The following is a 20,760-nucleotide window of genomic DNA, read 5'->3' on the forward strand; positions in this document are numbered from 1 at the left end:
TAGTCATGTTAATTTGTAACTAACAAGCTGCAACGCACAACATAATCCCCTGACTCAATGGTGAGGCAGGGGATTTTTCATTCAATTCAATTGAGAACAGGTACCTAAACACGTTAGTCGTCAAAAAATATAGCTCTCAAGCATGCTGGCATAGAGGCAAACATCATGTTTACAACGGTTTCTGCCGATGTAATGTTGTCGGTAAGCAGCCACTCTTTGGTCATACCAACCCCTCCATAGCAGTAAAACCGAATGCTATATAAAACCTGAGTATCGAGCACGTCGGTTTCCAAGATGCGCTTTGCTTCTTTTGTATATCTATCAACAAAGTATTCAAGCATGTAATTCCATAGTGAGTTTTGTGAAACATCTCGGTATGCTCGTTTATAAAATAAAAAGTCAGCTCGCATACGGTTTATACTTTGAGCTGCTGATTCTAGCGATATAACATCGGTTTCAAATGCGCTATAAAAGAATATCCAAGCAACCAAATCATATTTATCTTTGAAATGATAATAAAAGGTTGGGCGCTCTATGCGTGCTAGCTTGCAGATTTCTGTAACACGGATGTTCTCTATTTCTTTTTTGGCCATAAGTTGCTTCATAACTTGAGCTATCCATAGTTTGGTTCGTTCAGCCATAGACAATCTCCTAGTACCTTCTTCTTACAAAATCGTATATATGTAAGAAATTCTAACATAATAGCATTTCTGTATATATGAATATCGCTAAAAAGCCCATAAGATTATGTTCGACCACCAAGAAAAGGAGAAAAACAATGTCGTATCTAACTATGCAAGATGGAACAAAGCTCTACTATGAAGACCACGGACAAGGAGAGACCCTTCTATTTAGCCACGGCCTCAACTCATCTCACTAAGTTGTTTATTGAGAAAAACTAAGGGGCATATCATGCATTTTACCGATACTGTGTATAGAAATCCGTACTGGCCAACATATCCACTTTTACAAATTACGCAAGGTTGCACCCACAATAGATGCAAGTTTTGCACGATGTATCACAACGTAAAATTTAGAATGCAACCTATGGAGTGGATTGAGGAAGATTTACAAGAGTTGGCGCAACAAGTGCCTGAGGCGAAAACCATACAGCTACTTTCGGCAGACCCGCTGGTATTAAGCTATGACAAACTGGCTCCTGTGTTAGAGAAAATAAACCACTATTTGCCACATATGGAGCAGATTTATACGCAAGGAAGAGTATCCGATCTTAAAAATAAAACTGTTGAGCAGCTAAAAAACCTTAAAGATATGGGAATGAGAGAAGTTTCTCTTGGCGTAGAAAGCGGTGACGATCGTACGCTTAAACGCATCAAAAAAGGATACACATCGCAAGATATTATTGAGCAGTGCGCAAAGCTCTCTGAGGCAGGCATAGACTTTTGGATGACATTTTTGAACGGTGTAGCAGGAAAAGAGGGGAGCAAAGAGCACGCGCTTAAATCTGCAGAGATTTTTAGTCAGTGCAAACCTATGTTAGTAGGTACCGGTGCGCTCGTTTTGTTTCCGGGAACTCCTCTGCTCAAAGATATAGAGCGCGGTGAATTTACTCCTTTATCTGAGAAAGAGATGCTTGAGGAGTTGCTCTTATTTGTTGAGCATCTACACTGTGATTGCAACTTTATTACGCATCATACGGTGTCGGGAGCAAATCTCACAGGCCCCGATTTCTTGAAGCGCAAGAAACGGATTATACAAGCTTTACGTGCAGAAATAAAACATGGCAATATGGCTCAATATGCAGCAATAAGAAGCTACAAACAAAGCTTGTAATGAACTTGATACGTGTGTGATGACCTAAAAGAAGTGGTGCCCGAGGTGAGATTTGAACTCACACGATGTTGCCATCGGAGGATTTTGAGTCCCCTGCGTCTGCCGTTCCGCCACTCGGGCATGAGCAGTAGTATACACAAATGTGTCCGTGGGGGAACACACAATTTTATGAATGCTCACAAGAGAGCAGTGGGGGAGTTGCGTGTTAGCTGAAAGTGAGCGGGTAGAAGAAATCTCTCAGAATGAGTGGCTAGGTGAGGTGTTTCAAACTGAGCAACTGGTTTGCACTCAATCATGTAATCAATGAGGCAACGAGTCAACTACCTCACGCGCAAGTTAGGCTTTGCGCTACTCAGGCCTGTGCGAGTCCCTTGATGATTCCATGAGCCCATCAGCAGATAATCTTTGCAGAAGCCGTGAAGCTGCTGTTTCTGTGCTACCATGCTTCACGCACTGTAGAAATACAGGAGCCAAGCGGGATTAGCGTCCCCACCTTTCGGCGCCTTGAGCAGCTGTCTGGTCTCACAATATAAGATGTTGTAGCTCTTATGCTGCTTACCTTTGTCTGTGAACCCGGATGCCGCTATGGCTCCGGGTTTTGTTGTATTGAGAGTTTTGAACGGAGGTAAGGACATAGCTAAGTCTGATGACACCCGCATTAACGACGAGATTACAGCGAGTCGTTGTCGCCTGATTGGCGTTGACGGTTCTCAGCTCGGTCTCTTTGGCATTCGCGATGCTCAGCGCATTGCAGATGACCAAGGTCTTGACCTGGTCGAGATTGCCCCTAATGCGGATCCCCCGGTATGCCGGGTCATGGATTATGGCAAGTTCAAGTACCAGCAGGCCATGAAGGCCAAGCAGGCACGCAAAAACCAGTCCCGCGTTGAGGTTAAGGAAATGAAATTCCGGCCAAAGATTGACGTGGGCGATTATGAGACCAAAAAGGGTCACGTTGTACGTTTCTTAAAGAAAGGTGCACGTGTCAAGATTACGATTATGTTCCGTGGTCGTGAGATGGCTCACCCTGAGCAGGGTCTTAATGTGTTAGAGCGTCTTGCTGAAGATCTCAAGGCGGTCGCCACCGTTGAGAGTGCCCCCAAACTTGAGGGCCGCAATATGTTGATGCTGCTTGCACCCATCAAAGGCGCATTTGACGATACAGCTGCGCCAACAGATGAGGTCGAGAGCTCAGAATAAGTATAGGATTTAAGGAGAGTTTCATGCCTAAGATGAAGTCGCACAGCGGCACCAAAAAGCGTGTTCGCCGCACCGGTACGGGCAAGCTTATGCGTGCCAAGGCCTTCAAGAGCCACATTCTGACTAAGAAGACCACCAAGCGTAAGCGCAACTTCCGCTCTGAGGACCAGATTTCTGCAGCAGACAACAAGGCCGTAAACGCCCGCCTTGCTGGTCGTTAAGAGACTATCCGTTCGTACCAATCGTTTTAGAGGAGTTGATTTGAGATGGCACGTGTAAAGCGCGCTGTGAACGCTAAGAAGAAGCGCCGCACAGTTCTTTCCCGCGCAAAGGGTTACTATGGTGCAGCGTCCCGTACCTATAAATATGCTAAAGAGCAGGTTCAGCACTCTTTGCAGTATCAGTATCGCGATCGCCGCAACAAGAAGCGCGAGATTCGCAGCCTTTGGATTACGCGTATTAACGCAGCTGCCCGTATGAGCGATATGTCTTACTCTCAGTTCATGCATGGTCTCAAGCTGTCTGGTATTGAGCTTGACCGCAAGGTGTTGGCACAGATGGCCTACGAGGATATCGAGTCCTTCAACGAGCTTGTTGCCATTGCCAAGAAGGCGCTTGACGCGTAAGGCGTGATGAGCCGCCACGCGAGTTAGAACGAAACACGCTAATATTTATTGAAACGGAGTGCCTTGGCGCTCCGTTTTTCTTTTGCCGCATATATACAGAGTTACTATAGGTTTGAAAACTTATGTAGGAGCATATGCTTACATGTAATAGAGGAGTAAAGGCGCTCTTCTCTTATAGCCCCTATCGGTGAACGGTAGAAATATGGCGCCAAGCGCAACTCATCCCCTATATATAGCCTCTACCCCTAACAACTAACCCCTCACTTATGTACAAACTGTGTACAGAAAAATCCTTCTCTTCAAAGACTTGAGAGTCTGGCAATATATCTCCTTGCCGCGCGGGACTCACGTGTTCTGAGCGAGCGGGTACCTTGAGAACCGGATACTGCGAAAGACACAGGTAAATACCTGTGTTTGACAGATGGAAATCAGATATACCATTCAATATGGTAGCAGTGATGTGACCAAGTCAAGTGAAAAGGACAAGGACCGCTTCTTATATAAGAAGCAGGCCTCTATATTCCAATTCCTTCTTGAAAACCAGATCAATATGCTTTCATAAACTCAAATGGAATCCGATCAGCGAATATGCTGGCCGGAACGAGCCTCGCGCTCATATAAGTCCTATCTCATAGGGCTCATATTGGACGGAGAGTTCGATCCTGGCTCAGGATGAACGCTGGCGGCGCGCCTAACACATGCAAGTCGAACGAGAAACACACCTTCGGGTGTGTGGACAGTGGCGAACGGCTGAGTAACACGTGGAGAACCTACCCTTATCTCGGGGATAGCCATCGGAAACGGTGGGTAATACCCGATAACCCAAACGCTTCGCCTGGAGCGTCTGGCAAAAGTCCGCTGGATAAGGATGGCTCCGCGGCCCATCAGGTAGACGGCGGGGTAATGGCCCACCGTGCCTACGACGGGTAGCCGGGTTGAGAGACCGACCGGCCAGATTGGGACTGAGACACGGCCCAGACTCCTACGGGAGGCAGCAGTGGGGAATCTTGCGCAATGGGGGAAACCCTGACGCAGCGACGCCGCGTGCGGGATGAAGGCCTTCGGGTCGTAAACCGCTTTCAGCAGGGATGAGACAAGACGGTACCTGCAGAAGAAGCCCCGGCTAACTACGTGCCAGCAGCCGCGGTAATACGTAGGGGGCGAGCGTTATCCGGATTCATTGGGCGTAAAGCGCGCGTAGGCGGCCGGGCAGGCCGGGGGTTAAATGGCGGGGCTCAACCCCGTCCCGCCCCCGGAACCGCCCGGCTCGGGTCCGGTAGGGGAGGGTGGAACACCCGGTGTAGCGGTGGAATGCGCAGATATCGGGTGGAACACCGGTGGCGAAGGCGGCCCTCTGGGCCGAGACCGACGCTGAGGCGCGAAAGCTGGGGGAGCGAACAGGATTAGATACCCTGGTAGTCCCAGCCGTAAACGATGGACGCTAGGTGTGGGGGGACGATCCCTCCGTGCCGCAGCTAACGCATTAAGCGTCCCGCCTGGGGAGTACGGCCGCAAGGCTAAAACTCAAAGGAATTGACGGGGGCCCGCACAAGCAGCGGAGCATGTGGCTTAATTCGAAGCAACGCGAAGAACCTTACCAGGGCTTGACATGGCGGTGAAGCGGGGGAAACTCCGTGGCCGAAAGGAGCCGTCACAGGTGGTGCATGGCTGTCGTCAGCTCGTGTCGTGAGATGTTGGGTTAAGTCCCGCAACGAGCGCAACCCCTGCCACATGTTGCCAGCAGGTTAAGCTGGGCACCCATGTGGGACCGCCGGCGTCAAGCCGGAGGAAGGCGGGGATGACGTCAAGTCATCATGCCCCTTATGCCCTGGGCTGCACACGTGCTACAATGGCCGGTACAGCGAGATGCAACGGCGCGAGCCCGAGCGGATCTCTTAAAGCCGGCCCCAGTTCGGATTGGGGGCTGCAACCCGCCCCCATGAAGCCGGAGTTGCTAGTAATCGCGGATCAGCATGCCGCGGTGAATATGTTCCCGGGCCTTGTACACACCGCCCGTCACACCACCCGAGTCGTCTGCACCCGAAGCCGCCGGCCCAACCCGCAAGGGAGGGAGGCGTCGAAGGTGTGGAGGGTAAGGGGGGTGAAGTCGTAACAAGGTAGCCGTACGGGAACGTGCGGCTGGATCACCTCCTTTCTAGGGAGATACTTCTTCTAGGAAGAACATAATTTGATTTGATGGCGCGGAGGTAATAGTCGTTCCGGCTCTATCTGTTAAACAGTCTTTATCGCAGCATCCGGTTCCTGAGGGATACCTTCAGTGTACCTTGAGAGCCGCATAGCGAAATACGTATGAGTCAAATTTGACTCAGACACAATTCTTCTTAATGGAGATATAAGAGATACATCCAATCTGCAATAGATTTTATGTAAGAAGCATCTAATACGATCGCAAGAAGATAGATTATCTTCTCATCGTGGTATGCGACACCCAAGAGTTTACAATTACTCATGAATATACATGTTAGCATCTCGCTTCTAAAGTAAGCGAGAAGATATGTAGGGCGCGCGGTGGATGCCTTGGCATGGGAAGCCGATGAAGGACGTGGCAAGCAGCGATATTCCTGGGGTAGGAGCACACATCCGCTAATCCCAGGGTTTCCGAATGGGTAAACCCGCTAGGAGCAGTCCTAGCATCCCCTTCTTGAACACATAGAGAAGGGGAAGACAACCCGGGGAACTGAAACATCTAAGTACCCGGAGGAAAAGAAATCAACAACGAGATTCCCCTAGTAGTGGCGAGCGAACGGGGACATAAGGCCAAACCAGTGAACGCATATGGGCAGCAGCCTTTGCGTCACTGGTGTTGTAGGGTCTCACATCTGGGGTCTGCTGGTCCCAGCATTTTTGGTATCGGGCGAGCCGAACGGCATGGGAAGGCCGGCGGCACAGGGTTAGAGCCCCGTAGGCCTACCTCGAATACCCAAATGGTTGAGATACCTGAGTAGGGCCGGGCACGTGAAACCCGGTCTGAACCTGGGGGGACCACCCTCCAAGCCTAAATACTCTCCCATGACCGATAGCGCACAAGTACCGTGAGGGAAAGGTGAAAAGCACCCCGGGAGGGGAGTGAAATAGTACCTGAAACCGCGCGCCTGCAAGGCGTCGGAGCATATTTATATGTGACGGCGTGCCTTTTGTAGAATGAGCCAGCGAGTTGCTGGATACAGGCGAGGTTAAGCTAGATAAGCGAGCCAGAGCGAAAGCGAGTCCGAATAGGGCGCATATAGTCTGTGTCCGCAGACGCGAAGCCGGGTGAGCTACCCGTGGGCAGGCTGAAGCGGGGGTAAGACCCCGTGGAGGGCCGAACGCACTTCGGTTGAAAACGGAGGCGATGACCTGCGGGTAGGGGTGAAAGGCCAATCAAACCCGGAGATATCTCGTTCTCCCCGAAATAGCTTTAGGGCTAGCGTCAGCTGTTTACCCCAGGAGGTAGAGCACCAAATCGATGCGGGGGCTTCACCGCCTACCAATTCGAATTGAACTCCGAATGCCTGTGGGTCAAGAGGCTGGCAGTCAGAGCATGTGGGCTAAGCTGTGTGCTCGAAAGGGAAACAGCCCAGACCGCCCGCTAAGGCCCCCAAGTCATCGCCGAGTGGCAAAGGATGTGCGTCCGCGCAGACAACCAGGAGGTTGGCTTAGAAGCAGCCACCCCTTCAAAGAGTGCGTAATAGCTCACTGGTCGAGTGGACATGCGCCGACAATACACGGGGCTAAGCGATGCGCCGAAGCGGCGGAATATAATTTTTTATATTGGTAGGGGAGCGTCCCGTGCGGGGCGAAGCCGAAGGATAACCGACGGTGGACTGCACGGGAGTGAGAATGCTGGCATGAGTAGCGAGAGACGAGCGAGAGTCTCGTCCGCCGTAAACCCAAGGTTTCCTGGGCAAGGCGAATCCTCCCAGGGTTAGTCGGGAGCTAAGGCAAGGCCGACAGGCGTAGTCGAAGCACAGCAGGTAGACATTCCTGCACCACGCAAGAACCGTTATGACCAACGGGGCGACGGATTGGGGTAGCCGAGCGGGGTTCTGGACGTCCCCGTGATGACGTGTGGCCTGTATCCCAGGCAAATCCGGGATACATATAAAGGTAAGGCGTCGGACGAAGCATGTGAGTGAAGTCGGCAAGCCCGTAGTCCCCAGAAAAACCCCTAGGCAGGCGCTTGTGTGCCCGTACCGCAAACCGACACAGGTGGGTGGGTAGAACATACCGAGGCGATCGGGTCAACCATGGTTAAGGAACTCGGCACAATGGCCCCGTAACTTCGGGAGAAGGGGTGCCCTCATGTAGGTGATAAGCTTCGCGCTTTGAGCTGAAGGGGGTCGCAGTGAAGAGGCCCAAGCGACTGTTTATCAAAAACACAGGACTCTGCAGAAGCCGCAAGGCGACGTATAGGGTCTGACGCCTGCCCGGTGCTGGAAGGTCACGGGGAGGAGTTAGCTATTAGCGAAGCTCCGAACCTAAGCCCCAGTAAACGGCGGCCGTAACTATAACGGTCCTAAGGTAGCGAAATTCCTTGTCGGGTAAGTTCCGACCTGCACGAAAGGCGCAACGACTTGGGCGCTGTCTCAACCATGGACCCGGTGAAATTCCACTAGTCGTGAAGATGCGACTTACCCGCGGAAGGACGGAAAGACCCCGTGAACCTTCACTGCAGCTTGGCATTGGCCGCTGGCCCGTCGTGTAGAGGATAGGCGGGAGGCTTTGAAGCTTGGGCGCCAGCCTGAGTGGAGCCACCCTTGGAATACCGCCCTCGACGCGCTGGCGTCCTAACCCCACACCGTCTATCCGGGTGGGGGACCGTGCCAGGTGGGCAGTTTGACTGGGGCGGTCGCCTCCTAAAAGGTAACGGAGGCGCGCGAAGGTCCGCTCGGGACGGTCGGCAACCGTCCTTTTGAGTGCAAGAGCATAAGCGGGCTTGACTGCGAGGCCTACAAGCCGAGCAGGTGCGAAAGCAGGCTCTAGTGATCCGGCGGCCCCACGTGGGAGGGCCGTCGCTCAACGGATAAAAGGTACTCCGGGGATAACAGGCTGATCTTGCCCAAGAGTCCACATCGACGGCAAGGTTTGGCACCTCGATGTCGGCTCATCGCATCCTGGGGCTGGAGCAGGTCCCAAGGGTATGGCTGTTCGCCATTTAAAGCGGTACGCGAGCTGGGTTCAGAACGTCGTGAGACAGTTCGGTCCCTATCCTCCGCGGGCGTAGGAGAATTGCGGGATGCTGCCCCTAGTACGAGAGGACCGGGGTGGACGGACCTCCGGTGAACGGGTTGTCAACCAATGGCATGGCCCGGTAGCCGCGTCCGGATCGGATAACCGCTGAAGGCATCTAAGCGGGAAGCCGTTCCCAAGATGAGTTCTCCTTTTGGTAAGGGCCCAGGTAGAACACCTGGTTGATAGGCCGCAGGTGTACGGTTGGTAACAGCCTCAGCCAAGCGGTACTAATCGCCCGAGCTCTTACTCGCTTCTTTAGACGAGATGCATATACACATGTACTCGGTGTCGCTAAGAACTTCTTCTCTTATGGTCTTGGTCTAAATCACACCTCATACGTATAAAATCGCTGTGTGGCCCTCAGGGTACATATATCTCTCAAGGTGGGTGAGTGTCGCCCACCGGTCAGCGGCTATGGCGGGCGGGGTACGCCCGGTCCCATTCCGAACCCGGAAGCTAAGCCGCCGAGCGCCGATGGTACTGCGGAGTAAGTCCGTGGGAGAGCAGGGCGCCGCTGACCGGTGGACGACACTTTTTTTGTTAGCTGGGTAGGGTGCTTGGTTGCGGTAGTTTTTGTTAGCTGGGTAGGGCGCTTGGTTGTGGGAGTCCTGGTGCTATTGCGACACAGTGCACCGCAAGCGCTCGTGAGCTGTTGTGGGCAGTGATGCTATTGATAGGCTGGGTAGCTGTTCGGCTGTAGCAGTTTGTGCACGGCAAAAGCCAATGAGCTAGTCTTTTTAGAGCTGGAGTAGTTTCCGTTGAAGAGATTGGATAGCTTCTCTCTCTAAGCTCATACTCTTTTCGTTACGTTTTATTTTGTGTGCCCCCGTCGCTTAATTAGCTATTTCCTTGCTTTATTATGATGCCGGTATATGACTTCTGGCTGCTTGTTAGCGCCGTGCAAACCTGAAGGGCAGGACCTATGGTCTCACGTGTGTACGTCGAGAAGAAACCCAGCTTTGATGTGGAGGCGCAGCAGCTTTTTGTTGAGCTGCGTGAGACAGTAGGGGTGCAGCAACTCAAAAGCTTGCGTATGCTTAACCGCTACGACGTTGAAGGTATAGACCATGAGCTTTTTGAGCGCTGTGTTTCCACCGTGTTTTCTGAGCCGCAGGTTGATGTTACATATTCAAACTTTACGCCCTCACCTGATGAGACTGCTTTCGCGGTTGAGTTTTTGCCGGGTCAATTTGATCAGCGCGCTGATTCGGCAAGTGAATGTATTCAGCTTATTTCTCAGAGCGAACGTCCGCTTGTTCGCTCGGCGCGTGTATATGTGTTAACAGGTGCCCTAACAAGTGACGATTTGCACGCTATTCAGTCCTATGTTATTAATCCAGTTGAAGCTCGTTTAGCAAGCGATACGCTTCCACAAACGCTTCAGCAAGAGCTTATAGCACCTGGGTCTGTTGAGGTGCTTAGTGGCTTTTGCGAGCTTGATGCCAAGGGACGCGCTGCTTTGATTGTTGAGCGCGGGCTTGCTATGGATGAGGCAGACCTTGCATTTAGTCAGGCGTACTTCCAAAGTGAAAAGCGTGACCCCACCATCACTGAGCTACGTGTTATTGATACCTACTGGTCAGATCACTGTCGTCATACAACCTTTGGAACCGAGCTGACCAATATTAGTATCTCTGACGAGCTGGTTGCTCAAGCATTTACCCGCTACCTAGAGCTTAGGCGCGAACTTAAGCGCGAGCACAAGCCTGTTTGTCTCATGGATATGGGTACCATTGGGGCTAAGTATTTGCGCCATAGCGGGCAGCTGCATAACTTGGATGAATCTGAAGAAATTAATGCCTGCACCGTGAAATGCACGGTTGACGTTAATGGAGTTGATGAGGACTGGCTCTTTTTATTCAAAAACGAGACACACAATCATCCTACTGAGATTGAGCCGTTTGGTGGAGCTGCAACCTGCATTGGTGGGGCTATTCGTGACCCGCTTTCTGGTCGGAGCTATGTCTATCAAGCCATGCGTGTAACTGGAGCAGCCGACCCACGCGTTCCCGTTTCTCAAACGCTGCCCGGAAAACTTGCTCAGCGGAGCATCGTAACAACGGCTGCTGCTGGTTATGCGAGCTATGGCAACCAGATTGGTCTTGCAACGGGGCAGGTAAGCGAGCTGTATCACCCGGGCTATGTTGCAAAGCGTATGGAGGTAGGTGCGGTAGTAGGTGCTGCTCCTACGCGTCACGTGCGGCGTGAGCGTCCGCAGCCTGGAGATAAAATTATCCTACTGGGTGGTCGTACCGGCCGCGATGGAATTGGTGGTGCTACTGGTTCGTCAAAGACGCAAAATCAAGAGTCGGTAAGCACGGCGGGTGCTGAGGTACAAAAGGGTAATGCTCCGGTCGAGCGCAAGCTTCAGCGTTTGTTCCGCCGTGAGGATGCTTGTCGTCTCATTAAACGCTGCAACGACTTTGGTGCTGGTGGCGTGTCGGTGGCTGTTGGTGAGCTGGCTGAAGGCTTGTATATCGACCTTGACCAGGTTCCTAAAAAATATGCCGGTCTTGATGGCACCGAGCTTGCAATTTCTGAGAGCCAAGAGCGTATGGCGGTGGCTGTTGAGTCCGCAGATGTTGAAGCGTTTTTAGCGTTGGCATATGAGGAAAACCTAGAGGCAACGGTTATTGCAGAGGTCACGCATGAGCCACGAGTGCGCATGGCGTGGAACGGTGATGTTATTGTTGATTTGTCACGCGAGTTCTTAAGCAGCAACGGCGCTCCTAAAACGCAGGAAGTTCTGGTAGAGGCTACTGATGAGGCCTATCCGCAGATTCCTGGTGCAACAGCACCTAGCCTTGCGGAAGGTTTTGCTGAGTTAGTGTCAGACATTAATGTGTGCTCAAACAAGGGGCTTTCTGAGCGCTTTGACTCAACTATTGGTGCCGCAACGGTGTTGATGCCACATGGCGGCGCTCAGCAGCTTACGCCTCCACAGGCGATGGTTGCTTGTTTGCCCGTTAATGGGACAACCACAACCGTCTCAGGTATGGCATGGGGCTTTAATCCCTATCTTATGGAGTATAAGCAGTATACGGGCGCCTACTTGTCGGTGGTAGAAAGTATCGCGCGTCTGGTGGCCACCGGCTTTAATCATAGCCATGCATATCTGTCATTCCAAGAATACTTTGAGCGTTTACGCACCGATGCTAGGCGCTGGGGCAAGCCTGTTGCTGCAGTTTTAGGTGCGCTTATGGCACAGCTTGATATGGGTGTAGGCGCTATTGGTGGCAAGGATTCAATGAGCGGCAGCTTTGAAGACCTTGATGTTCCGCCAACACTTATTTCCTTTGCTGTGGCACTAGGCAAAGCACAGCAGATTGTTTCCCCTGAGTTTAAGGGTGCAGAGAATCGTGTGGTGGTGCTTGAGCCAAGCTATGATGCTGAGGGTCTTCTGCCTGATGCAAAGAGCCAGATTGCTGTTTTTGAGACGCTCGAACAAGCTATTGCTCAGGGACAGGTTCTCGCGGCGTCAACGCCTGGATACGGCGGCATTGCTGAGGCTGTGTTTAAGATGAGTCTTGGCAATCGCTATGGATTGCAGATGAAAGGTGCCGCCTGCGAGCTTCAGAAGCGTTTGTTTGCCCATCGCTACGGGAGTTTTGTTGTAGAGCTTGCGCCAGGGGCAGTCCTTTCTGAGCGCGAAGGCGTACACGTATGGAATCTTGGCGAGACCTGTTCTTCCTACGAGCTGCAAGTAGCCAACGAGCATATTGACCTTGCCCAGCTGCAAGAGCTGTGGGAACGCGGTCTCGAAGCTATTTTCCCGTACCGGGACCATACGGCTCAGTCAAAGCCAGAGCTGCTACAGATGCGCGCTGAAGAACAGACTTATACCCGTAAGATATATGGCGGTCCTCGTTTTGCACGTCCGCGTGTTGTTATCCCAGTATTTCCGGGTAATAACTGCGAATTTGATTCAGCGCGTGCCTTTGAAGCTGCAGGCGCTGCCGCTGATATTTTTGTTATCAACAATCTGAGTCCGCACTCAGTTGCAGAAAGTACGCATGAGCTCGCAAAAAAGATTCGTGAAAGTCAGATAGTCATGATTCCTGGCGGCTTTTCGGGTGGCGATGAGCCTGATGGCTCGGCTAAGTTTATTACGGCATTTTTCCGTGCACCTGAGGTTACCGAAGCAGTCCGTGACTTGCTGCAGGCGCGCGATGGTCTCATGCTGGGAATCTGCAACGGTTTTCAGGCCTTGGTAAAACTTGGCTTGGTGCCCTATGGCGATATTGTTGAAGCGCAGCCTGATGCTCCAACCTTGACTTTCAATACTATCGGGCGCCATCAGAGCAAACTGGTGCGCGTCCGTGTTGCAAGTGATTTGTCTCCTTGGATTTTGCCGGGCACTACGGGGGATATGTATTCGGTTGCTATTTCGCATGGCGAAGGTCGTTTTGTGTCTAGTGAGGCTGAGCTTGCCAAGCTGGTTGCACAGGCTCAAGTAGTTACGCAATACGTTGATGAAGACGGTTTTCCCAGCATGGATTTAGCTGCTAACCCTAACGGGTCCATGCTTGCGATTGAAGGTATCACGAGCCCAGATGGTCGCGTGCTTGGTAAGATGGGTCATACAGAGCGTGCGGGTGAGCATCTCTATCGCAATATTCCGTGGGTTTGTGACATGCCGCTCTTTGAAAACGGCGTACGCTACTTTGCTTAAAGCTTACGAGCCACGTGACTTTTTTGAGTTGAGAGTGTCAGGGCGCTTTACGAGAAAAAGCGCTCGACAATCTCTACAAGCGCACCGTCACGGTTGCTGCTCTTGAGTACAACATCGGCTTGAGCTTTAAGCTCAGAACTTGCGTTAGCAACGCAAAGTCCTAACCCGGCTGCCTTTACCATTTCAAGGTCGTTGCGGGCATCGCCTACGGCAATAATCTGCTCAGGGGGAATGCCCACAAGCTGTGAGAAGCTCCTAAGCCCGCTTCCTTTATTGACACCTTGTGGCATAAACTCAAGGTAGCGTCCTGATGAGTAGGTGATGTCACAAGGCTCGTCTACCAGTTCTGGCTTAAGTGATGCGCCCAAATCAAGTAGCTCAGGGTAGTGCTCACTCATAACACAAAACTTAACTACCTCTGTATAGCCATAGTGTTCTAGTACAGCTTCAAGGCTTGGAAAGTCTTGTTTGTGCGCCAGTGCAACGCCGCTGAGGCCTACCAAATAGGCACGTTCTTCTGCAGGCGGGTCAAGAACGACAATATAACCGTCAGGAAAACAAACGTGAATACAAAGATTTGCCTCCACACCAATGCGATAGAGCTTGTGCGCAAGCGCAGAATCGAGTGCGCAGGAGTGAAGCGGCTGATTATTGCCTACGCGGTTAATGAATCCGCCGTTATATGAGATGACATAGCTATCTTGAAGAAGTGCTTGATGAGCGTCGCCAAAGTTCGACAGAATTGAAGAATACGGTCTGCCTGAGCTGGGCACAAAAAGAACGCCCTGGTTGTGGAGATATTCAAGCGCTTGTAGGTTTGCAGGTGGAATTTGGTGCCGCTCATCTAAAAAGGTCTCATCCATATCAGACATAACAACACGATACTCCATCTTATCAACCTCTCTCAAAACCGTGTAGATACGCTTTATAGGTGGCGAAATAGCCATAATTATGCAGGCTTGTTCGTGCCAAGCCTGCGCTTAGTTCTTTAATACCCTTTTAGTTAATAAACCATACCCATGGCTTCACGAACTTCAGCAAGGGTTTCTTCGGCAAGAGCGGCTGCGCGCCGATTCCCTTCGTGGAGTACATCTTTGACAAAATCAAGGTCTTGCTCAATGGTGTGTCGACGTTCGCGAATAGGAGCAAAGTAGTCGTTCACTGCTTGCGTAACATATGCTTTGAGCTGTCCTGAGCCACCCATGCCAACCTCAGCTGCAATGTCTTGCTCAGTACGACCCGTGCAAATTGCTGCTGTTGACAAAAGACCCGAAACGCCTGGGCGCTGCTCGGGGTCAAAGCTAATCATGCGCTCGCCATCGGTTTGGCTCTTTTTTATGCGCTTCGCCGTTTCTTCTTCTGTCATTGAGATATTGATGGCATTGCCATAGCTTTTTGACATCTTGCGTCCGTCAAGACCGGGGAGCAAGGGGGTTTCACTTAGAAGAGCGTCTACTTCAGGGAATACCTTGCCATAGCGGTTGTTAAATTTGCGGGCAATTAAGCGCGTGAGCTCGATATGAGGAAGCTGATCCTTGCCAACTGGCACTACATTGCCTTTGCAAAATAAAATATCGCAGGCCTGATGCACTGGATAGGTGAGTAAAAGCCCGGTCAACTCGTGGCCAGAGGCTTCCATTTCTGCTTTAACCGTAGGATTGCGCTGCAGCTCTGCTTCAGAGACCAGTGACAAGAAGGGCAGCATCAGCTGGTTTGCAGCAGGTACTGCCGAGTGGGCATAAATCATGGTTTTATTGGGGTCTATTCCACAGGCAAGATAGTCAATCACAAGGTTATAGACATTGTCTTGAATGTGCTCAGTGGTGTCGCGGTCAGTAATAACCTGATAATCGGCAATAAGCACGTGCGTACGAATACCGGCATTTTGAAGTTCTACGCGCCCTTTTAAGGTGCCAAAGTAATGGCCAAGGTGCAAGCGGCCGGTGGGACGATCCCCGGTGAGCATGGTATAGGCCTCGGGGTGGAGATTCAAATCGGCACGAATTTCGTCGCTTCGTTTAAGAGCAGTTTCATAGCTACGTTCGTTTGACATACAACTCCTTTATTTATAAAAACGAGCAGGTACACATATTAGGGCTTTGTTGCGGCTTATGAGCGCGAGGGAGGTGAAGGGCTTTGAGGCGGCTTCTGAGCGCTACTGTGGCGTGCATCTGTTTTGCGCGCGTCAGCAGGCGCTTGTTCTGTGCACGTATGCCTTTGTTGAGACTCGCGTTTGTGCGTGGCGAGTTTAAGAGCTTGTACTCGGCGCTTGTGCGCCATGCGTGAGACAGTTGTCTCGGGAATACACGCTTCATCGCGCGAAGCATCATCGCGGGCTTGTGGCGTTTTTGGATTGTAGTGATGAAGCAGCACCGGATCAAAGAGGTGAAGGCGCAGAGCAAAGGCTGCTGAAGATACAAGCAGTACGATAAAGATGAGAATACGCGGCATAACTTCAACTTGGTTAATAAGGGCAGCACCAATTGAAAGCAGGATAGTCCAAGCATAAATAAGAAGCACCGCTTGTCGTTGGTCAAAGCCCTCCTGAATGAGGCGGTGGTGAATATGACCGGTGTCTGCTTGCCCAATGCTCATATGTGCGCGCTTGCGCCGAATAATGGCTGAGAAGGTATCGATGATAGGCACACCGGCAACAATAAGCGGCATAATTACACTGGTAAGAGCGGCAACACGCGATACGTTGAGCAGTGAGATTGACCCCAAAGCAAAGCCAAGCAGTAAGGCTCCTGAGTCACCTAAGAAAATGCTTGCTGGATGAAAGTTATAGTATAAAAAGCCCAAACAAGCTCCGATAAGAGCAATAGCAATAAGTGCAGCATCAGAGCGTCCAGCGAGAACCGAGAAAGAAAACATAGAGCAGCCTGCAATGGCTGATACGCCGGTGGCAAGACCATCAAGGCCGTCTATGAGGTTGATGATATTGGTGTAGGCAACAAGATAGATAACGGTGAGTGGATAGGCAAAAAAACCAAGCGTAATTTCGGCGCGGTTGAGCGGGTTAACGATATTTTGAATAAGCAAGCCGCTTGCTGCTGCAAGGATTGCGGCAAGTATTTGTCCTGCCAGTTTTTGGCGCGGTGAGAGCTGTATCACATCATCAACGGCGCCGGTTAACACCATAATCAAGAAGGCAAGAGCGAGCATGGGGTAGTTGATAGCCAGGCTTGGATGCGGCACAAGCGCAACTGCCCAGCCAAAGCTCGTGTGACCAAATACCTGCACGCCAACCGCTGCAGCAATGCCACAGAATACGGCAAGTCCGCCAAGACGTGGAATAGGCGTTTTATTGATTCGACGCTTTGATGGGTAATCAACAGCATCAAGGGATATGGCAAGACGCTTTGCAAGCGGGGTAGTTATAAGGGTAACTACCATGCTTACCAGCAACAATACAATATATGGAAACGCGATATGCACGCGCAGCACCACCGAAATGAGTCGAGAACAAGTTAGTACATTGTAGACCATTGTGCACTCGTTGCTGGTATACGGTAGGCATAGATGCATAAAAGTGACAGGCTCTCAGCTTATGTGTTAGCTCAGCTGCCTTTAACAAAACGCCGCTTCCCAGTTTCACGAAATGAACCCACCTATACCAGGTGGGTGCCCTCATCGTCCTCTCCAGCGTCCTTAACAACGAAGGATACCTGTACCAGAAACGACTGTGTGGGCTCCCTCAAAAAATGCGACGGTTCACCCAGTTGTTCCACCGGGAAGCGGTACATCTTTATAATAATGCTTGTTAATAGATAAACCAGTCTTGACTTTTTTCGCAGCTCAGCGGACGATGGAAGTGTATTTGTGTGTTATGCACCCTAATTGAGCCGTGCGATATTACCTTGATGTTGAAGGCAAGACATGAGAATAGGTTCGCGCTCTTGCGCGTATAGCTTGCTGGGAGACATTAAAGATGGAGAGCCAAACGCTGCTTAGGTATCAATTTCTATACGATCGCCGCGACGCATAAGCACAAGTTTGTATCCACATTCTTGTGCAATGGCATGCAGTGTAAGCGTTGTTGGATTCCAAGACCCACGATTTAAGCTTGAAGTAATGAAGTTACGATGTCGGCCAATGGCCTGCGAAACATCCGACCTACTTCTGCCGGCTTGTTTCAACATGTGATTGAGCGCATCGATAGTATTCATAGGCTCCCCTCCCATGCACAACTATTGTAGAGGGTCTAAAATAGCATATCTCGTAAGCTATATGTTACTAAATTTGTAAAGTATATTTGAATCGATTCAGAGCACTGTAAAATACCTATGCTTACATATAAGTTTAATACCTATATTATTTGAAATTATGTATGTAAAAGCAATAGTATTCAAATTTACTGAATACCGTTTTATATGCTAAATTACTTGTACTACCTTGATTTTGTATTATTTAGCATGTTTTATTCTATTTTTGAATAGAAAAGCTTGTTTTGATAAATAAAACTGTCTCACATTTCAAGTTGAGTTGTAAATGTATACTAAAGTTGTTCATAGAGTGTTACTATTTATAGATATGATGTGTGTAAAAATGAATGAACTGTGGATAAAAGCACCAGTGTATAACCAGTGTATATGAGCTTTTATGCGTTAACTAGTGTGAAGCATATCGTATGGATTGACAGAATATATGAGCAGGGTACAATGTGAAGCCGTCTTTGGGGACGTAGCTCAGCTGGGAGAGCGCTGCCGTCGCATGGCAGAGGCCGAGGGTTCGATTCCCTTCGTCTCCACCAGAATAGCAAGCGTCGAACTCTTCATTGGGTGTAATGAGTTCACGTTGTTGATAGAGTTTGAGGGTAGCCATAAGGCTACCCTTTCTCTTTTAGTATAGGTTTGGGTTAAGGTGTAGCTACAACTGGCTCTTTAGGGTGTGTCGCCAGACATGCGGATTCAGTTCATGTTTGATGAGTTAGTTTGCCAAACACCTTGGGTGCATGTCGTTCTTGAAGGACTTAGTTGGGATTTTGAAGGTGGATTAAGAAACTCCCCTGATGTATAGCGTGCTTGTCTCTCACAAGATAGATGAAGTCATTGTGTCCATTAAGACATTGGATAGCTTGAAACGCTGTGGGAATCAGATTTGTGTCCCGGTTTTCTATCTATGCTCTGAGCTCTGCGCTTGGCAATGGTGCTGGTCCAAGCTCTTTTGACAGAAACGGGCAATTTGGCAGTGTAGAACCCCCGTGAGTTATTCGTTGTTTTGTAAACCTGCAGGTAGATGAGTTGTAGTTTTTCTAACTATAGGGGGTTTATTGCCAGATTGCCCATTTTTGTCAGGTTTTACTGCCAGATTGCCCATTTCTGTCAAAAAGCTTATTCAAGTTGGCAGTGCCCTAGAACTTGTATAAGAACATGAAGAGCATTCTGTCTTTTAAGGGAGTGTTCGCGTGATAGAACACTTTGAAAACCTGCACGTCTCATGCATGAAAAGTAGAAGAAAAACCTAGATATTACATTTGGAGTTTTTTGCGACACATTCGTAGAGCGCAATACCTTATCTCACAACACGCAACCGCTTTTATTGCGAGGGCTTCCTTCCAGATGATGAGTGATTTGAGTAGGATGACACTAGAGTTTTCAAGAACAAAATGACCACTTGAGTATAAAAAACGACCGTTCGCAGATATGATTAACAAGAATAATCAGCTTTTCGATATATTGAAGAAAATGAGTCGCTTAATTTTGAGCAGCTCGTTAAGGAAGGTGGTTCAACATGAATGAGCTGAAGCTGTTTGCGTGCGCTTGGCAAACTGCACAGTGTTTCCAGACAGAGTAGATGGACAACAAAATGGAGGAAACTAAAGATTCTAAAATGATACAGAATCAAACGATTATTAAAGCTGAAGAGCTTTGTGTTTATTTCAAAAGAACAAATACAAAGGCACTTGAGAATATTTCATTTGAAGTGGGCAAGGGCGAAACAATCGCTCTTCTTGGGCATAATGGTGCAGGTAAATCAACTTTGCTAAGATGCATATACGGTTCTTTGCGTGTGCAAAGTGGCTCTGTAAAAATTAATGGTGAAATCATAAAAAACTACACCGATATTTTCTTTCAAAGTGAAGACTTTTTAATGAATCAGTCTATGACTGTGTTTGAGAATATTTATTTTAGATTGAATCTCTTAAAGAATGAGAAATTTGATATCGAATCGATTTTATGTGAGTATGGGTTAATTGAAAAGCTAGATACACCAATTAAATATCTATCATCTGGGTTAAAGCAACGCGCTTCTCTAGCGTTTGGCTTGTCATCGAAACCCTTATTAATGCTTTTAGATGAGCCAACTAACGCAGTTGATCCTGCGACAAAGTATCTACTTGAAAAGAAAATGAGGGAATATAAGGAGAAATTAGCTACATGTATATTTGCAACTCATGAACTTGATTTTGCATATCGTGTGTCAGATAGAATTTTAATGCTTCAAAATGGGCACTTAATTAAAGACGTGCAAGTCAGAGATTTAGATTCTTCTGAGGAATTAAAGGAGATGTATTTTAAGGCTTCTAAGGATAGTTTGTTGAGAGAAGTGATTTGATATGTTTAATAAACTGATTGCAAAAGAGATTTCTTCAATTAAATATCAAAAAAGAACCATTGTCTTATCATTATTTGCACTGTTCATAGGGGGCGTGATGACATATGTTATTTCTAGGTATCCCACCACAGGCATCCTTCTCTTTGGGAGGGAGAATATCTTTCTTGTAATGGTTACTCTAATATGCTCTGGGATTTGCATTGAATTCTCAGCAGAGACATTATTAAATGATATCGAAGATGGGTTTAGGGCTCTTATGGTATTGAGCGGTCGTAATATCATTAAATATATACATGCTAAATTAATGCTCCCAAGTTTAATTAGCCTGAGTATTTCGTATTGCATTGTTATTTTATATTTTTTGCTAAATAATACCTTGCATGCCAATGTGCTTGGGTGGTCAGTCTGTCCGCTTGTTATTCAAGTTTTGTTTACAACACAACTAACTTTTTTCATCAGTTTATTTGTTAAGCCGGAAGCGAATAGACGACCAAACTTCGCTTTAATTATCTCTATAGTGAATATTCCAATTATTATCCTTCTTAATCCATTTTTGCATCCAATTCTCTATTGTTTAATTCTTTTAGCTATCCATGTTGTATTACTCGTATTGAATAAATTGATATTAAAAAAACTTTATAGGTCAAATATATGTGCAATGTAAGCATAGGCATCATG

The 20,760-nt window shown here is 49.0% G+C and carries 13 protein-coding genes, 2 tRNA genes and 3 rRNA genes; 12 read left to right on the forward strand and 6 right to left on the reverse strand.

Translation table 11 applies throughout. The annotated features are described in order from the left end of the window. Positions 1-113 precede the first annotated feature (113 nt). The gene (locus tag KPC83_RS02190) at positions 114-641 is read right to left on the reverse strand and encodes a TetR/AcrR family transcriptional regulator C-terminal domain-containing protein (RefSeq protein ID WP_216278944.1); all 528 of its coding nucleotides are present in this window, start codon (positions 639-641) and stop codon (positions 114-116) included. A gap of 137 nt (positions 642-778) precedes the next feature. On the opposite strand from KPC83_RS02190, the gene KPC83_RS07285 reads away from it, so the two are divergent. Further along, entirely contained in the window at positions 779-880 is a 102-nt protein-coding gene (locus tag KPC83_RS07285) for an alpha/beta fold hydrolase (RefSeq protein ID WP_371819272.1), read from the forward strand. A 32-nt stretch (positions 881-912) separates the two neighbouring features. Continuing rightward, positions 913-1,794, forward strand: a complete 882-nt coding sequence (locus KPC83_RS02195) for a radical SAM protein (protein WP_216278945.1) — start codon at positions 913-915, stop codon at positions 1,792-1,794. Positions 1,795-1,828: 34 nt separating this feature from the next. Here the strand turns inward: KPC83_RS02195 and KPC83_RS02200 are convergent. Then, positions 1,829-1,914: transfer RNA gene (locus KPC83_RS02200), tRNA-Leu, on the reverse strand. Between the two features lie 465 nt (positions 1,915-2,379). On the opposite strand from KPC83_RS02200, the gene infC reads away from it, so the two are divergent. From infC to KPC83_RS02235, 7 genes are all read left to right on the forward strand, one after another. Further along, on the forward strand, positions 2,380-2,994 hold the full coding sequence (gene infC, locus KPC83_RS02205; protein WP_216278946.1) for a translation initiation factor IF-3: 615 nt from the start codon (positions 2,380-2,382) through the stop codon (positions 2,992-2,994). Between the two features lie 23 nt (positions 2,995-3,017). Continuing rightward, on the forward strand, positions 3,018-3,215 hold the full coding sequence (gene rpmI / locus KPC83_RS02210; protein WP_216278947.1) for a 50S ribosomal protein L35: 198 nt from the start codon (positions 3,018-3,020) through the stop codon (positions 3,213-3,215). 45 nt (positions 3,216-3,260) lie between these two features. Next, positions 3,261-3,620, forward strand: coding sequence for a 50S ribosomal protein L20 (gene rplT / locus KPC83_RS02215; RefSeq protein ID WP_216278948.1), 360 nt, complete (start codon positions 3,261-3,263; stop codon positions 3,618-3,620). A gap of 644 nt (positions 3,621-4,264) precedes the next feature. After that, positions 4,265-5,775 (forward strand): 16S ribosomal RNA (locus tag KPC83_RS02220). A 351-nt stretch (positions 5,776-6,126) separates the two neighbouring features. Beyond that, positions 6,127-9,104: ribosomal RNA gene (locus tag KPC83_RS02225) — 23S ribosomal RNA — on the forward strand. A 152-nt stretch (positions 9,105-9,256) separates the two neighbouring features. Continuing rightward, positions 9,257-9,372, forward strand: a 5S ribosomal RNA gene (gene rrf, locus KPC83_RS02230). The 16S, 23S and 5S rRNA genes sit together here, the layout of an rRNA operon. Before the next feature lie 402 nt (positions 9,373-9,774). Further along, positions 9,775-13,524, forward strand: a complete 3,750-nt coding sequence (locus KPC83_RS02235; RefSeq protein WP_216278949.1) for a phosphoribosylformylglycinamidine synthase — start codon at positions 9,775-9,777, stop codon at positions 13,522-13,524. Between the two features lie 47 nt (positions 13,525-13,571). Here KPC83_RS02235 and KPC83_RS02240 read toward each other — a convergent pair whose 3' ends face one another. The 4 genes from KPC83_RS02240 to KPC83_RS02255 form a co-directional block, all read right to left on the reverse strand. Next, entirely contained in the window at positions 13,572-14,471 is a 900-nt protein-coding gene (locus tag KPC83_RS02240; protein ID WP_216278950.1) for an HAD family hydrolase, read from the reverse strand. 56 nt (positions 14,472-14,527) lie between these two features. Next, positions 14,528-15,577 (reverse strand): tryptophan--tRNA ligase, encoded by a 1,050-nt coding sequence (gene trpS, locus KPC83_RS02245; protein WP_216278951.1) that lies wholly within the window; start codon positions 15,575-15,577, stop codon positions 14,528-14,530. A gap of 56 nt (positions 15,578-15,633) precedes the next feature. Further along, on the reverse strand, positions 15,634-16,920 hold the full coding sequence (locus tag KPC83_RS02250) for a glycosyltransferase family 4 protein (protein ID WP_216279231.1): 1,287 nt from the start codon (positions 16,918-16,920) through the stop codon (positions 15,634-15,636). A gap of 554 nt (positions 16,921-17,474) precedes the next feature. Next, positions 17,475-17,693 (reverse strand): hypothetical protein, encoded by a 219-nt coding sequence (locus KPC83_RS02255; RefSeq protein ID WP_216278952.1) that lies wholly within the window; start codon positions 17,691-17,693, stop codon positions 17,475-17,477. A gap of 508 nt (positions 17,694-18,201) precedes the next feature. Between KPC83_RS02255 and KPC83_RS02260 the strand changes: the two genes are divergently transcribed. From KPC83_RS02260 to KPC83_RS02270, 3 genes are all read left to right on the forward strand, one after another. Then, a tRNA-Ala gene (locus KPC83_RS02260) sits at positions 18,202-18,277 on the forward strand. Between the two features lie 1,055 nt (positions 18,278-19,332). Then, the gene (locus tag KPC83_RS02265) at positions 19,333-20,082 is read left to right on the forward strand and encodes an ATP-binding cassette domain-containing protein (RefSeq protein ID WP_216278953.1); all 750 of its coding nucleotides are present in this window, start codon (positions 19,333-19,335) and stop codon (positions 20,080-20,082) included. Position 20,083: 1 nt separating this feature from the next. Next, positions 20,084-20,746, forward strand: coding sequence for a hypothetical protein (locus tag KPC83_RS02270; RefSeq protein ID WP_216278954.1), 663 nt, complete (start codon positions 20,084-20,086; stop codon positions 20,744-20,746). Positions 20,747-20,760: the final 14 nt, after the last annotated feature.

Source organism: Collinsella sp. zg1085 (assembly GCF_018889955.1).
In the GTDB taxonomy this organism is placed as follows: domain Bacteria; phylum Actinomycetota; class Coriobacteriia; order Coriobacteriales; family Coriobacteriaceae; genus Collinsella.